Genomic DNA, 14,377 nt, shown 5'->3' on the forward strand with positions numbered 1-14,377 from the left:
CGATGGCACCCGCAGCCGAGCCCCGCGCACTCCTCGTCGGCATAGAGACCGGCGGCACCAAGGTCGTCGCGGCGGTCGCCGACCGCGACGACCCCGAGCGGATCCTCGCGAAGACCACCCTGCCCACCCGCGGGCCCGACGAGACCCTCGGCGATCTGGCCGCGTTCACCCGCGACCACGGCGTCGACGGCCGCGTCGCGGCGATCGGCGTCGCCTCCTTCGGCCCGCTCGACATCGACCCCGGCTCCCCCGACTACGGCCGGCTCACCTCCACGCCCAAGCTCGGCTGGGAGGGCGCCGACGTGCTGACCCCGCTCGAGGCCGCGGCGCCCGGCGCGCGGACCGCGCTCGTCACCGACGTCAACGGCGCCGCGCTCGGCGAGGCGCGCTGGGGCGCGGGCCGCGGCGAGCCCGACTTCGTCTACCTCACGGTCGGCACGGGAGTCGGCGGCGGCATCATCGCCGGCGGTCGCCTCCTCGCCGGCAGCGGCTGGCCCGAGGTGGCGCACGTGCTGCCCCGCCGCCACCCGGAGGACCGCTTCGAGGGCACCTGCCCGTTCCACGGCGACTGCCTCGAGGGGCTCGTCGCCGGCCCGGCGATCACGGCGCGCTGGGGTCGGGACGGCTCGAGCCTCGGCCCGGAGGACGCCGCCGCGAACCTCCGCTTCAGCTCCTTCTACCTCGCGCAGCTCGTCACGACGCTGGCCTATGTCGCGGGGGTGCGCCTCGCGATCGTCGGCGGCGGCGTCGCCAAGACGCCCGGCCTGCTCGCGGCCACCGAGTCCGAGATCGAGCGCCTGATGGGCGCCCCCGGCGCCAACGGCACCGGCGCGGCCCACCTCCGCCTCGTCCCCCCGGCCCTCGGCGACGAGTCCGGCGTCCGCGGAGCCCTCTCCCTCGCCGAGTCCCTCCTAGCCTGACCCCCTCACCCCCCTCCCTTCTCGTCCCCGCGAGATGCCACTTATGAGCACGACACGCCGACGCGGGCGGTCACAAGTGGCATCTCGCGGAAGGGGCCGAGGGGGCGGAGGCGGAGGGCGCTAGAGGGCGTCGAGGTCGCGGAGCGCGGCGCGGGCGCGGTCGAGGCGGGCGGACTCCGGCTCGTCCCACCACTTCGGGCCTCGCTCGCCGAGGCCGTGCTTGGCGAGGCCGACGCGCTGCCGGGCCGCGGCGACCGCCTCCTCGTCACCGGCCTTCTTCGCGGTGCGCACGCCCGAGCGGCCGCGGCCGAGGTGCGACGTCAGGGCCGCGACGACCTCCTCCGGGAGGCTCGGATCGGTGCGGCGCCAGCGGCGGCCGTTCACGACGAGCCAGCGCTCGTCGTCGGCCGACTCGTCGACGGAGCCGCCCGCGGCGTCCCACGCCGAGTCGTCGCCGGACTCGCCCGCGGACTCGTCGGCCGAGTCCTCGGCCGACTCGTCGCCCCGCTCCCCCGTCACGCCCGGGGCCGCCCGGACAGCGCCGCGAACGCCCGCTCGGGCCCGGTCGTCGCGCCGAGCGCCGCCGCCAGCTCGTCCAGCCGCTCCCGCGCCGCGCCGCCGAGCGCCAGCATCCGCCGCGCCGCATCGGCCAGCTCGGGCACCCCGGCGGCGTTCGGATCGAGCACCTCGGCGACCCCGGCGTCCTCCAGCGCGGCCGCACCCGCGAACTGATCGGTCGAGAACGGCAGCACGACGAGCGGCACCCCGGCCGTCATCGCCTCCGTCACGCTGTTGTTGCCGCCGTGGGTGACTGCGAGCACCGAGCGCCCCAGCAGCGTCACCTGCGGCAGGAAGCCGCGCACCAGCCAGCCCGCGGGCACCTCGCCGAGGGCCGCCGGATCGGTCGCCCCCGACGCGAGCGCGACGCGCACCGGCCGCCCGTCGACCGAGACGTCCGCCAGCGCCGCTGCCACCCGGGCGAGGACGTCGTCGCGCACCGAGAGGAAGCTGCCGAAGCTCACGTAGACGACCGGGTCGTCCGAGGCGGCGAGCCACTCCTCCACCTCGGCGTCGCGCGGCTCACCGCGGACGGCCGAGCCGAGGAAGGCGTGCGGCGGCAGCTGCGCCGTCCGCGCCGCGTCGTGCAGCTCGCCGGGGTAGTTCAGCAGCAGCACGTCGCCGCTCTCGGCGAAGGCGTCGAGACTCGGCGGCGCAGCGGGGTCGAGGGCGAGCAGGGCGGCGTTCCACTCCGCGGTGAAGGAGTCGCGGACCCGCTCGCAGAGCGCGCGCAGCCCCGCCAGCTCGTCGGCCGACGGCGCGAAGGCGTCCGGCCACACCGGCGGGAAGCCGTAGACCTCGCCGGGCACCGTCAGCGCGCTCGGGTGGCCGAGCACGACGTCGCCGTAGGGCACGCCCAGCGCGCGCAGGGCGACCCGCGCCGTGAAGGCGAGGTGGTCGACGACGATCGCGTCGGGCCGGACCTCGTCGAGGATCTCGCGCAGCCGCACGGCGACGCCCGCCGGATCCCAGAGCAGATCGGTCAGCCGCTCGCGCGCCTGGTACTCCAGCGTCGGCACCATCCCGCGCCGGGTGGCGTCGAAGAAGCCGCGGAGCGAGTCGCCCTCATCGGGCGCCTGCTCCTCCGCCCGGATCGTGCCGGGGTTCGAGCCGCGGCCGAGGCGGAGCGCGACGTGCTCGAAGCCGAAGCCGTCGACGATCGAGCGGGTCGCGTCGCCCGTCGCCACCACGACGCGCTCGCCGGCGTCGCGCCAGGCGGTGCCGAGGGTCGCGAGCGGCAGCAGGTGCGACGCATAGTCGGGGCTGACGATCAGCAGCGTCACGAGGCGCCCAGCACCAGATCGCAGCGCAACGGGCGCTCCTGCTCGGCCGTCGCCCGGGCGTACACGGCCGACAGCGCGTGCGCCATCGCCTCGATCGTGTAGCGCTCGAGCACCATCGCCCGGCCGCGCTCGGCGGAGTACTCGGCGAGCGGACCCGCCGCGACGTCGAGCGCCAGGCAGGCGGCCACGGCGAGGGCGTCGTGGTCGGTGGTGTCCACGAGGAAGCCGGTCACGCCCTCCTCCACGTAGGTCGCCGGGCCGCCCGTGGCGGGCGCGACGACGGGCAGGCCCGCGGCGAGCGCCTCGAGCAGCGCGATGCCGAACTCCTCCTTGACGCTGGCGCAGACGTACGCGCCGCCGGCCGCGGCGAGCCCGGGGCGGCCGTGGCGGACGGCGCCGAGCCAGCGGGCGACCGTGCCGTTCGGGCGGTGCCCGGCGAGCAACAGCCCGCCGGTCGCGACGGCGGCGATGCGGTCGAGCTGCTCGGTCTCGTCCGGGCTGGGGTCGGCGAGGTCGCCGCCGACGAGGAGGAGGTTCGCGCGGTCGCGCAGCGGCGAGCCGGCCCACGCCTCCGCGAGCGTCGCCATCCCCTTCACCCGGTGCAGGCGCCCGACGCTGAGCAGCAGCGGGAGCCCGCGGCGCTCGGCCGGCAGCTCGGCCAGCAGCGCGTCGAGGGCCGAGAGGTCGTCTCCGGCGTCGAGCGCGACGCTCTCGCCCGCCGCCGCGGCCTTCGCCGCCTCCTCGCCGCGCTCGACCAGGCGCACGTCGATCCCCTCCGGGACGATCGTGTGCCGCTCGGGGTGCGCCGTGATGTCGATGCCGAGCATGTCGCGCATCGTCTCCGCGAGCTCGGCGCGGGGGAAGAGCACGGTGTGCGCGGCGTCGGCGGCGAGCCGCTGCACGAGGCGCACCCGGAACCAGAAGTGCTCGACCGCGTCCCGGTCGCCGAAGTCGGCGCGGGAGAGGGCGCCGCTCGCGTCGAGCCCCGCGATGAGGGCGTGCGGATCGGGCGCGACCGTGAAGACCACGGGGATCTCGAGCTCCCGGGCGACCGCGGCGGCCGCGAGCGAGCCGACGTCGGCCATCCGCAGGTGCAGGGCGTCGACGCGGCCGGCGGAGCGGAGGATGCGGCGGATGCCGCGCTCGGCGGCGATCCGGCGCGGCCAGGCCTGGGGCATCGGCACGGCGGCGCCGACGAACGGCACCGGGGCGAAGCCGTGGCCCGCCGCGGGCAGGCCGGCCAGCGCGCGCTCGGCCTCGGCCCACGTGCCGCGGGAGAGGGTGAGGACGCGCTCGATCCCCTCCTCCTCGGTCAGCGCGTCGCCGAGCCGCACGAGGAGGGTCGCGATGCCGCCGTTGTCGCCCGCGCCGACGCGGGTGAGGGTGCCGTCGATGTCGGCGTGCACGAAGAGCTGGGCGACGGTCGGGCCGGCGTCGGCGACCGGGGCGATCGCGCGGTCGGCGAGGGCGACGCGCGCCACGGGGCCGAGCGGCTCCGGCATCTCGCCGAGGCGGGCGAGCATCAGCGCCGCGTCGTCGGAGGGCCGCTCGCCGAGCGCGTCGGCGGCCGCGGCGCGCGCCTCGAACACCTCGCCCTCGTCGGCGGCGGTGTGCAGCAGGGTCCGCTCGGCGATCGCGCCGGGGACCAGCCCGATCGTCTCGACGTAGCGCGCGCGGACGTCGCGGTCGCGCTCGCCGATCAGCGCGCCCTCGAGGGCGAGGGCGACGAGGTCCGGGGCGGAGGAGGCCCACAGCAGCAGGGTGCGCTGCGCGAGCATGCCGGCGAAGCCGCCGTCGCGGAGCATCCGCAGCAGCGGGCCGACGGCGCTCGGGCGCGGCAGGCGGCCGCCGAAAGCCCAGGCGGCGTGCTCGCGGATGAAGGCGCGCTCGTCGGCGAGCAGGCGCAGCAGCGCGAGGTCGGCCTCCTCGTCGAAGACCTGCGCGAGCGAGTGCACCGCGGCGATGGCGGTGAGCTGGTCGGCGGGATCGAGGGCCGCGCGGGTGAGCAGGCGCACGGCGCGACCGCCCCCGTCGCTGACCGCGGCGATCGTCAGGGCGTCGGCCGCCCGGATCGCCTCGAGGAGGGTGGGCGCTGCGCGCACGGCGTCGAGAACGGTCTGCGTGGCCACGGATCACCTGGTCTGGTCGGAACGGAGGAGGGCGCGTCACCGACGGCCCCCACGAGCATGCCCTCCCAAACCCTGGGAAGTCACTACTTGCGCCGAACTCCCCCCGACGCTAGCCGTCCTGTCAAGGGGCTACCGCCCGAGACTTCGCTTCCGCGCTCCCTCTCTTCTCCCCCCGCGAGATGCCACTTGTGCACGCGACACGCCGTGAGAAGCGTGCACAAGTGGCATCTCGCGGAGGCCGGGTCAGGCCTGCAGCCACTCCAGGAGTCGCGGGAGCGGCCAGGTGGTGACGATGCGGTCGGCGGGCACGCCGAGGCGCTCGGCCCGCTCGGCGCCGTAGTCGAGGAGGCCGAGCTGGCCGGGGGCGTGCGCGTCGCTGTCGATGGAGAAGAGGCAGCCGGCCTCGAGCGCGAGGGCGATCAGCTCGTCCGGCGGATCCTCCCGCTCCGGTCGCGCATTGATCTCGACGGCGGTCCTGTGGTCGGCGCACGCGTGGAAGACGGCCTCCGCGTCGAAGGTCGACGGCGGCCGGGTGCCGCGCTCCCCCGTGACGAGCCGCCCGGTGACGTGACCGAGGACGTCCGTGCGCGGATGCGACGCCGCCGCGACCAGGCGCCGCGTCATCTCGCGGCTCGGCATCCGCAGCTTCGAGTGCGCGCTCGCCACCACCACGTCCAGCCGGGCCAGCATCTCCTCGGACTGATCGAGCGCGCCGTCCTCGAGCACGTCGACCTCGATCCCGCTCAGCAGCCGCAGCGGCCCCGTGTCGAGGCCCGCCAGGTGCTCGAGCTGCTCGCCGAGCCGCTCCGCACTCAGCCCGTGCGCCACCCGCAGCCGCGGCGAGTGGTCGGTCAGCGCCAGGTACTCGTGGCCGAGCGCGCGCGCCGCGTCCGCCATCGCGGCGATCGGCGTCGCTCCGTCGGACCACTCGCTGTGGCTGTGCAGATCGCCGCGCAGGAGGCTCCGCAGCGCGCTCTCGGGCAGCGACGCCGTCCCGCGCAGGTCCGCCAGGTAGTCCGGCACCCGCCCCTCGGCGGCCTGCTGGATCACGGTGAAGGTCGTGTCGCCGATGCCCGGCGCCGCGCGCACCAGCGCGAGATCGGCCCGCTCGCCCTCCGCCATGCCCTCGAGCACCGCCACGGCCTTCCGGAACGCCTTCGCGCGGTACTTCGACGCCCGCTCCTGCTCGAGCAGGGAGGCGATCTCCTGCAGCGCCGCGATCGGATCCATCCCCCCGGTCTAGCAGACGCACGGCGTCTCCTGAGTGATCGCCGAGCACCCTTGCCCACGGGTGAAGACGCGATATATCGTGACTTCACCGACTCGCGCTATATCGCGAGACGCCACAGCAGCCGAACGACCGCCCCACCCGGGCGAAGAAGGAGGAGCAGATGTCTCTCGAGAAATGGCTCGTGCAGGCGGGCGAGACGAAGGTCATCGACCTCGACGTCGTCCGCGCGATCAAGATCGCCCTGGTCGGCGGTCAGATCGACGTCATCGGGCACGACGAGCCCACCGCCCGCGTCGAGGTGCACAGCGTCTCCGGCCGCCCGCTCAAGGTGTCGATGGACGGCGATCGCCTCGAGGTCGACCACATCCAGCTCCGCTGGGACACCGTCGTCGAGGTCGCGAAGGGCCTCGGCCGCCGCGGCGACCGCGCCGACATCAGCCTGCTCGTCCCCCGCGGCGTCGCGCTGAAGTTCGACACCGTCTCGGCCGACGGCCTCGTCTCCGGCCTCCGCTCCGACGCCCGCGTCTCCACGGTCGGCGGCGACATCGTCATCGACGGCCTGCACGGCGACATCGAGGCGAACACCGTCCACGGCGAGCTCTCGGTCCGCAACCACACCGGCCGCGTCACCGCGCACACCGTCTCGGGCGACGTCACCACCGCCGGCGCCCTCACCCGCTTCTCCGTCGACGGCGTCTCGGGCAGCGTCTTCGTCGACGCCGAGGACGCACCGGACGAGATCCAGTGCAACACCGTCAGCGGCGACCTGACCATCCGGATCGACGAGGGTCTCGGCGCCCGCTACCGGATCAACACCGCCACCGGCACGCTGCAGCTCGACGGCGAGGTCGTGAAGGGCACGTTCGGCCGCGGCTACACCGCCACCACCGGCTCGCTCGACTCGAAGTGGGTCGACGTCACCGCGAACTCGGTGACCGGAGCCGTCACCGTCGTCCGCCGCTCCCCCGCCCCCGTCTCCGCGGGCGAGCAGCGCGTCACGGACGGAGGCGTGCTGTGAGCCCCGTCTTCGCGCACGGCCGCTTGCGCCTCTACCTGCTCAACCTCCTCGCGGAGTCGCCCAAGCACGGCTACGAGCTGATCCAGGCGCTGAGCGAGCGCTTCGGCGGCACCTACGCCCCGAGCGCCGGCACGGTCTACCCGCGCCTGGCGAAGCTCGAGGAGGAGGGCCTGGTCACCAAGGAGGCCGACGGCCGCAAGACCGTCTACTCCATCACCGACGCCGGCCGCGACGAGCTCGCGAACCGCGCGACCGACCTGGGCGACATCGAGGAGGAGCTGACCGACTCCGTCCGCCGGCTGGCCGACGAGGTGCGCCTCGGGGTCGCCGAGGCGATGAAGAGCCTCCGGGCCGATCTCGCCAGCGCCGCCCGCGACTCGCGGCCCTCCCGCGGCGGCCCGGAGCACTCGGCCGAGACGCCTGCGACGCCCGAGCCCGCGACGGCCCAGGAGTCCACATCCGGCGAGCGCCCGCAGGACGCCCCGGCCGACTCCGCCGAGCAGGCCGCGCCGGTCGACGCGCGCACCGCGTCCCGTGTCGCGCTGCGCGACGCCGAGGTGCTGCTCACCGAGTTCCGCGACGAGCTGCGCGCCGAGCTGCGCACCGCCGCCGCGCACGGCTCGATGAGCGCGGCCACCACCGCGGCCCTCCGCGACGCGCTCGAGCAGGCGCGCACGGCGGTCCGCTCGACGCTCGGCTGACGCCGGGCGCAGCGCCGCCCCACCGCACCACCGCACCACCGCTGACGGCGGGGATCCCTCCCGGGGTCCCCGCCGTTCGTGCGCCCGCCGTCATCGCTCTGCGCACTGCAGGGCCCGGCATTCCGGCGCGGGCTCGCGGAATCAGCCCGGGCTCGCGGAACCGGATCGTTTCCGCGTGCCGGGCCGGTTTCCGCGTGCCGGGCCGGTTTCCGCGTGCCGGACCGGTTTCCGCGTGCCGGACCGGTTTCCGCGTGCCGGACCGGTTTCCGCGTGCCAGAGGTGGGCGGAGCGGACGGTCGGCTCGCGAAATCGGCCCCGGCTCGCGAAACCGGGCAGTTCCGACGTGCCGAAGCGCTTTCCGCGTGCCGAAGGTGGCGGGACCGTCCGAGACCGCAGGTCCGGCTCGCGAAACCGGCCCCGGCTCGCAGAATCCGGCGATTTCCACGTGCCGAAGCGGCTTCCACGTGCCGAAGGTGGCTGAGCGGCCCGCAACCGCACGTTCGGCTCGCGAAACCAGCCCCGGCTCGCAGAATCCGGCGATTCCCCGTGCCGAAGCGGCTTCCACGTGCCGAAGGTGGCCGAGCTTCCCACAACCGCACGTTCGGCTCGCCAAACCAGCCCCGGCTCGCAGAATTCGGCCGTTTCCACGTGCCGAAGCGGCTTCTCCGTGCCGAAGGTGGCCGAGCTTCCCACAACCGCACGTTCGGCTCGCGAAATCCGCCCCGGCTCGCAGAATCCGGCGATTTCCACGTGCCGAAGCGCATTCCACGTGCCGAAGACGGCCAAGGGGCGGCGGTCGGCTGATCGCTCGATGCGACGGAAGGCCGACCGCCCGGTCGCGCTCGCCCTCGTTCCGCCGCTCGCGCACCGGCGACTTCCCCTTGCGTTCCGCCGCTCCAGGACTATATTTCCTATAGGATCTTTTCGCGGCCAGAGTCGGCCGCAGCGAGCGCAATGGAGCACTGATGAGCGAAGGCATTCCTCCCACCCCGGCGCGGACCACCCCGGCGCCGAACCTGCAGGGGGCGCAGTCCTGGGACGGCGTCGACTGGAACCCCGACAGCTGGACCGCCGAGACCTGGCCGATCGCCACCTGCCTGCACGGCATCCCGCCGGTCGGCCGCGACGGCGTCGCCCTGCACGATGCGGCCCCCGAGGTCTGGGACGACATGTTCGCCCAGGTCGAGCAGGTGGGCTTCACCCTCGCCGAGCTGGCCGACAGCCACGTGCGCCCCGCCGATCTCGAGCCCTCGCGGCGCGACGAGTTCCTCAGCATCGCGAAGTCGCACGGCGTCGGCATCCCCTCGGTGCACCTGCAGCGCCAGAGCGTGATCATGCCCGGGCACGAGGAGACGAACCTCGCCTACGCCCACCGCACCATCGACGCGGCCGCCGAGTGGGGCATGCAGGTCTTCTCGACCGGGCTGCACCAGCCGTTCAGCGACGCCCAGAAGCGCGCGCTCTGGTTCTGGACCGCCGAGGGCCCGAAGGACCCCGACGACCCCGAGGTCTGGAAGGCCGCCGTCAGCCGCATCCGCGAGCTCGGCAAGCACGCCGCCGACGTCGGCCTGCCGCTCGCGCTCGAGCTCTACGAGGACACCTACCTCGGCACCGCCGACAGCGCCGTCCGCTTCGTCGAGGAGGTGGGCCTGGACAACGTGGGCCTCAACCCCGACGTCGCGAACCTGATCCGCCTGCACCGCCCCGTCGAGGACTGGCGCGAGCTGTTCGCCAAGACCCTCCCCTACGCCAACTACATGCACGTGAAGAACTACACCCGCGACGAGTCGGCCGACGGCTCCTGGGCCACCTCGGTCCCCTCGACCATGGAGGCCGGTCTCATCAACTACCGCCAGGTCCTGCGCGACGCGGTGGAGGGCGGCTTCCGCGGCATCCTCCTCGCCGAGCACTACGGCGGCGACAGCCTCGGCATGTGCTCCACCAACCAGACCTACATCCGCTCGCTGCTGCCCCGCGCGGCCCGGGCCCCGAAGTAAGGACGCACCACCATGAGCGACACCACAGGCACGAGCGGCACCGCCGCCACCGCAGGCACCACCGCCCCGACCGCCCGCCGCATCGCCGTCGTCGGCTCCGGCTACATGGGCGGAGGCATGGCGCAGGTCCTCGCGCTCTCCGGCGCGACCGTCGTCATCGCCGACATCTCCGAGGAGATCGCCCGCAGCAACTACGAGCGCCTGCTCACCGAGACCGCGCAGTTCGTCGCCGACGGCCTCTTCCCCGAGGACGCCGTCGCCCGGGTCCGCGCCCAGCTCGCGCCGGCCGCGTCGATCGAGGAGGCCGTCGCGGACGCCGACTTCATCGAGGAGGCCGTGCCCGAGAAGATCGAGATCAAGCACGAGACCCTCCGCCGGATCAGCGCCGCCGCGCGCCCCGACGCGGTGATCGGCTCGAACACCTCGACCATCCTGATCGGCTCGCTGGCCGAGGCCGTGACGAACCCCGAGCGCTTCCTCGGCGTGCACTTCTCCAACCCCGCGCCGTTCATCCCCGGTGTCGAGCTGATCCCGCACGAGGGCACCGCCGAGAGCGCGATCGCCCTGGCCGAGGAGATCGTCGCGGCGACCGGCAAGGAGACCGCCCGGGTCAAGGACTCGACCGGCTTCGTGCTCAACCGCCTGCAGTACGCGCTCTTCCACGAGGCGACGCAGATCGTCGAGGAGGGCATCGCCACCCCCGAGGACATCGACACGATCGTCCGCACCACCTTCGGCTTCCGCCTCCCGGTCTTCGGCCCGTTCGCGATCGCCGACATGGCCGGCCTCGACGTCTACGCCTTCTGCTACGCCTCGCTGCAGACCCGCTGGCCCGAGCGCTTCGCCACTCCGGAGTCGCTGGCCGCGCTGGTCGACGCCGGCAAGTTCGGCACCAAGTCCGGCGCCGGCTACCTCGACGTGCCCGCCGAGCGCACCGCCGAGCTGATCGCGTACCGCAACCGCGCCTACGTCGCCATCAAGAAGCTGATGGACGAGCTCGGCCCCGCGCCGATCGCCTGACGCGCCGACCGAGAAGGAGCCCTGTCATGACAGCATTCCCCGAGTCCCGGACCGTCGTCCTCACCGGCGCCGCGTCCCCGCGCGGCATCGGCCGCTACTCCGCCCACCACCTCGCCGAGCAGGGCTGGAACGTCGGGATCATCGACCTCCACGCCGACGCCGCCCAGGAGGTGGCCGCCGAGATCGCCGAGCAGCACGGCGTGCAGGCCGCGGGAGCCGGCGCGAACGTCGCCGACGACGCGCAGGTCCGCGCCGCCTTCGACGCGCTCGAGGCCGCCCTCCCGCCCGTGCTGGCCCTGGTCAACCTGGCCGGGATCGCCTCCCCCGTCTCGTACCTCGAGGTCACCCCCGAGGAGTGGCAGCGTGTGATCGACGTGAACCTCAACGGCGTGCACTTCAGCACCCGGCGCGCGGTGGAGTCGATGGTGACCCGCGGCGTCGGCCGCGTCGTCAGCCTCTCCTCCGTCTCGGCGCAGCGCGGCGGCGGCACCTTCAGCAAGACCGCCTACTCGGCCGCGAAGGCCGGCGTGATCGGCTTCACCCGCAGCGTCGCCCGCGAGCTCGGCGGCCAGGGGATCACCGTCAACGCGATCTCCCCCGGCCCGATCGACACCGACATCATGGGCGGCACCCTCACCGAGGAGCGCAAGACGGCCATGGCCGCCGACGGCGTGCTCCCGCGCATCGGCACGCCCCGCGACATCGCCGCGGCGATCGCGTACCTCATCAGCGAGGACTCCGGCTTCGTGACGGGTCAGACCCTGAACGTCGACGGCGGCCTCTACATGCACTGACGCCCGCGCCCGCGCCCACCGCGCCCGCACGGACCTCGCTCGCACCCGACCGCACCGACCCGAACGGACACCCCATGAACAAGCTCACCGGAACCTGGTCGCTCGGCCGCTGGATCTTCCTCGGCGTCGGCGTGATCCTCGTCGCCGTCGGCATGGCGCAGATCCTGCCCGCCCTCGGCTCCTGACCCTTCCCCTCCACCCGCCACCGCTTCGGCCGACTCAAAGGAGAGCGCCTTGACCACCCCGACCCCAGCCCTCGGATCCACCCGTGATCCCGCGCTGAAATCCGCCATCTCGAAGGCGTCGCGGCATCTGATGCCGATGCTCGTCATCCTCTACTTCGTCGCGTTCCTCGACCGCACCAACGTCGGCTTCGCCGAGGAGGCGCTCTCGGTCGACCGCGGCATCTCGGACGGAGCGTTCGCCCTCGGCGCCGGCATCTTCTTCATCGGCTACGCGATCTTCGAGATCCCGAGCAATCTGCTGCTCAAGCGCTTCGGCGCCCGCTTCTGGCTGGCCCGCATCGCGGTCACCTGGGGCATCGTCGCCGCGGCGTTCGCCTTCACCACCGGCGACACGATGTTCATCATCCTGCGCTTCCTGCTCGGCGTGACCGAGGCCGGGCTCTTCCCGGGCGTGATCATGTTCCTGTCGGAGTGGTTCCCCAACAAGGTCCGCGTGCAGATGTTCGCCATCTTCTACCTGGCGCAGCCGTTCTCGCAGATGCTCGGCGCCCCGCTCAGCGGTGGCCTGATCAGCGTCGGCAACCAGATCACCCCGTGGGAGGGCTGGCAGGTGATGTTCTTCACCGAGGGCCTGCTCGCGGTGATCGCCGGCTTCGCGGCACTGAAGTTCCTGACGAACCATCCGCAGAAGGCGAAGTGGCTGACGCAGGGCGAGAAGGACTCGTTGACGGCGGCGATGGAGCGCGAGGACACCGTGCGCCAGGCCGACGGCCCGACCGGCATCTGGAAGGCGATGGCCAGCTGGAAGGTCTGGTACTTCACGATCATCTACTTCTGCCTGCAGATCGCGGTCTACGGCACGACGTTCTACCTCCCGCAGCAGGTCGCGAACCTGATCGGGCAGGACGTCGGCTTCCAGGTCGGCCTCGTCTCGGCCATCCCGTGGCTGGTGGGACTGTTCGCCTGCTACTTCGTCGGCCAGCACGCCAACACGATCCGCCGCCGCCGCTCGTGGGGCTCGATGTTCTACATCTTCACCGGCCTGTCGATCTTCGGCTCGGCCTGGGCGGGCTCGGCCGGCCAGCCGATCCTCGGCCTGCTGTTCATCACCCTCGCGGTGGCGAGCTTCCTCTCGGTCGGACCGATCACCTGGGCCTACCCGACCGCGTTCCTCACCGGAGCGGCGGCCGCGGCCGGCATCGGTCTGATCAACTCGCTCGGCAACCTGGGCGGCTTCGTCGCCCCGCTGATGCGCAACGGCTTCAACGAGGCCGTGCCCACCGACAGCGGCGTGTGGGGAGTCGTCTCCCTCGGCGTCTTCGCCTTCCTCGCCGCCGCCATGATGTTCTGCACCAAGTTCTTCCGCGGCTCCAAGGCGGACGAGCTGCTCGAGACCACCAGCGTGCAAGCGGGCCACTGACCCGCTGCCACCCCCTCGGAGGGCCCGACCGCACCGCGCGGCCGGGCCCTCCGTCGTCGGCCGCGCACCCCTGCCGATCGACGGACCCGCGCGGCGGTACCCCTGCGGATCGACGGACCCGCGCGGCGGGCACCCATGCTGATCGACGGACCTGCGCGGCGGCCACCCATGCTGATCGAGCAGCCCGCGCAGCGGGCGTATCGAGATCCACCGACTGCAGAACGTGGGTCTCGATACGCCGCTCCGCGGCTACTCGACCAGCATGGGGCGGCCGAACCCGCGCGCCGCTCCGACCAACTCCGGCACGCGAAACCGCCCTCGGCACGTGGAAAACGCTCGATCCCGCGAGCCCGAGCCGAATCCACGAGCCGAACATCCCCCGCACCCACCTCCGGCACGCGAAAGACACTTCGGCACGTCGAAACAGCCCGAATCCACGAGCCCGAGCCGAGAACACGTGCCGAACCTGGCGCAGCGGCCATCCATGCTGATCGAGTAGCCCGCGCAGCGGGCGTATCGAGATCCACCGACTGCAGAACGTGGGTCTCGATACGCCGCTCCGCGGCTACTCGACCAGCATGAGGCGGCCGGAACCCGCGCGCCCCTCCAGCCACCTCCGGCACGCGAAACCGCCCTCGGCACGTGAAGAACGCCCGATCCCGCGAGCCCGAGCCGAATCCACGAGCCGAACATCCCCCGCACCCACCTCCGGCACGCGAAAGACACTCCGGCACGTCGAAACAGCCCGAATCCACGAGCCGAAGCCGAAATCACGAGCCGAAGCTCCACCCAGCCGATCTCCGGCACGTGAAACGCACTCCGGCACGTCGAAACAGCCCGAATCCACGAGCCCGAGCCGAAAACAGGAGCCGAACCTGCAGCAGCCGACGCTCCACCCACCTCCGGCACGTGAAACGCACTCCGGCACGTCGAAACAGCCCGAAACCACGAGCCCGAGCCGAGGACACGTGCCGAAGTTGGCCCGGCGGCCATCCATGCTGATCGAGTAGCCCGCGCAGCGGGCGTATCGAGATCCACCGACTGCAGAACGTCGGTCTCGATACGCCGCTCCGCGGCTACTCGACCAGCATGAGGCGGCCTGAAGCCGTGCCCCGCTCCGG

General features: G+C 73.3%; 11 protein-coding genes. 7 read left to right on the forward strand and 4 right to left on the reverse strand.

All coding sequences use genetic code 11. From position 1 onward, the window contains the following. The first annotated feature begins 2 nt into the window (after positions 1–2). Positions 3–920 carry an ROK family protein gene (locus tag HQQ82_RS09955; RefSeq protein WP_173232848.1) on the forward strand — a complete coding sequence of 306 codons (918 nt, stop codon included), beginning with the start codon at positions 3–5 and terminating at the stop codon, positions 918–920. 120 nt (positions 921–1,040) lie between these two features. Here HQQ82_RS09955 and HQQ82_RS09960 read toward each other — a convergent pair whose 3' ends face one another. The 4 genes from HQQ82_RS09960 to HQQ82_RS09975 all read right to left on the reverse strand — a co-directional run bounded on the left by HQQ82_RS09960 (position 1,041) and on the right by HQQ82_RS09975 (position 6,120). Then, complete coding sequence (locus tag HQQ82_RS09960; protein WP_173233006.1) at positions 1,041–1,304, reverse strand: biopolymer transporter Tol; 264 nt, start codon at positions 1,302–1,304, stop codon at positions 1,041–1,043. A 131-nt stretch (positions 1,305–1,435) separates the two neighbouring features. Next, the gene (locus HQQ82_RS09965; RefSeq protein WP_173232849.1) at positions 1,436–2,761 is read right to left on the reverse strand and encodes a glycosyltransferase; all 1,326 of its coding nucleotides are present in this window, start codon (positions 2,759–2,761) and stop codon (positions 1,436–1,438) included. Continuing rightward, on the reverse strand, positions 2,758–4,890 hold the full coding sequence (locus HQQ82_RS09970) for a glycosyltransferase (RefSeq protein WP_173232850.1): 2,133 nt from the start codon (positions 4,888–4,890) through the stop codon (positions 2,758–2,760). The genes HQQ82_RS09965 and HQQ82_RS09970 overlap by 4 nt, the downstream gene beginning before the upstream one ends. Positions 4,891–5,133: 243 nt before the next feature. Beyond that, the gene (locus tag HQQ82_RS09975; RefSeq protein WP_173232851.1) at positions 5,134–6,120 is read right to left on the reverse strand and encodes a PHP domain-containing protein; all 987 of its coding nucleotides are present in this window, start codon (positions 6,118–6,120) and stop codon (positions 5,134–5,136) included. A gap of 161 nt (positions 6,121–6,281) precedes the next feature. Here HQQ82_RS09975 and HQQ82_RS09980 point away from each other — a divergent pair, with 161 nt between their 5' ends. From HQQ82_RS09980 to HQQ82_RS10005, 6 genes are all read left to right on the forward strand, one after another. Then, the gene (locus tag HQQ82_RS09980) at positions 6,282–7,139 is read left to right on the forward strand and encodes a hypothetical protein (RefSeq protein WP_173232852.1); all 858 of its coding nucleotides are present in this window, start codon (positions 6,282–6,284) and stop codon (positions 7,137–7,139) included. After that, complete coding sequence (locus tag HQQ82_RS09985; protein WP_173232853.1) at positions 7,136–7,840, forward strand: helix-turn-helix transcriptional regulator; 705 nt, start codon at positions 7,136–7,138, stop codon at positions 7,838–7,840. Before HQQ82_RS09980 ends, HQQ82_RS09985 begins: the two co-directional genes overlap by 4 nt. 965 nt (positions 7,841–8,805) lie before the next feature. After that, positions 8,806–9,837, forward strand: a complete 1,032-nt coding sequence (locus tag HQQ82_RS09990) for a sugar phosphate isomerase/epimerase (RefSeq protein ID WP_173232854.1) — start codon at positions 8,806–8,808, stop codon at positions 9,835–9,837. 12 nt (positions 9,838–9,849) lie between these two features. Next, positions 9,850–10,857: a 3-hydroxyacyl-CoA dehydrogenase family protein gene (locus HQQ82_RS09995; RefSeq protein WP_173232855.1), complete on the forward strand. Its 1,008-nt coding sequence runs from the start codon at positions 9,850–9,852 to the stop codon at positions 10,855–10,857. Positions 10,858–10,883: 26 nt separating this feature from the next. Further along, positions 10,884–11,651 (forward strand): SDR family NAD(P)-dependent oxidoreductase, encoded by a 768-nt coding sequence (locus HQQ82_RS10000; RefSeq protein WP_173232856.1) that lies wholly within the window; start codon positions 10,884–10,886, stop codon positions 11,649–11,651. A 234-nt stretch (positions 11,652–11,885) separates the two neighbouring features. Continuing rightward, positions 11,886–13,256, forward strand: coding sequence for an MFS transporter (locus HQQ82_RS10005; protein ID WP_254071357.1), 1,371 nt, complete (start codon positions 11,886–11,888; stop codon positions 13,254–13,256). Positions 13,257–14,377: the final 1,121 nt, after the last annotated feature.

Origin of the sequence: Rathayibacter sp. VKM Ac-2856, from assembly GCF_013205055.1 — a bacterium.
GTDB lineage: Bacteria > Actinomycetota > Actinomycetes > Actinomycetales > Microbacteriaceae > Rathayibacter.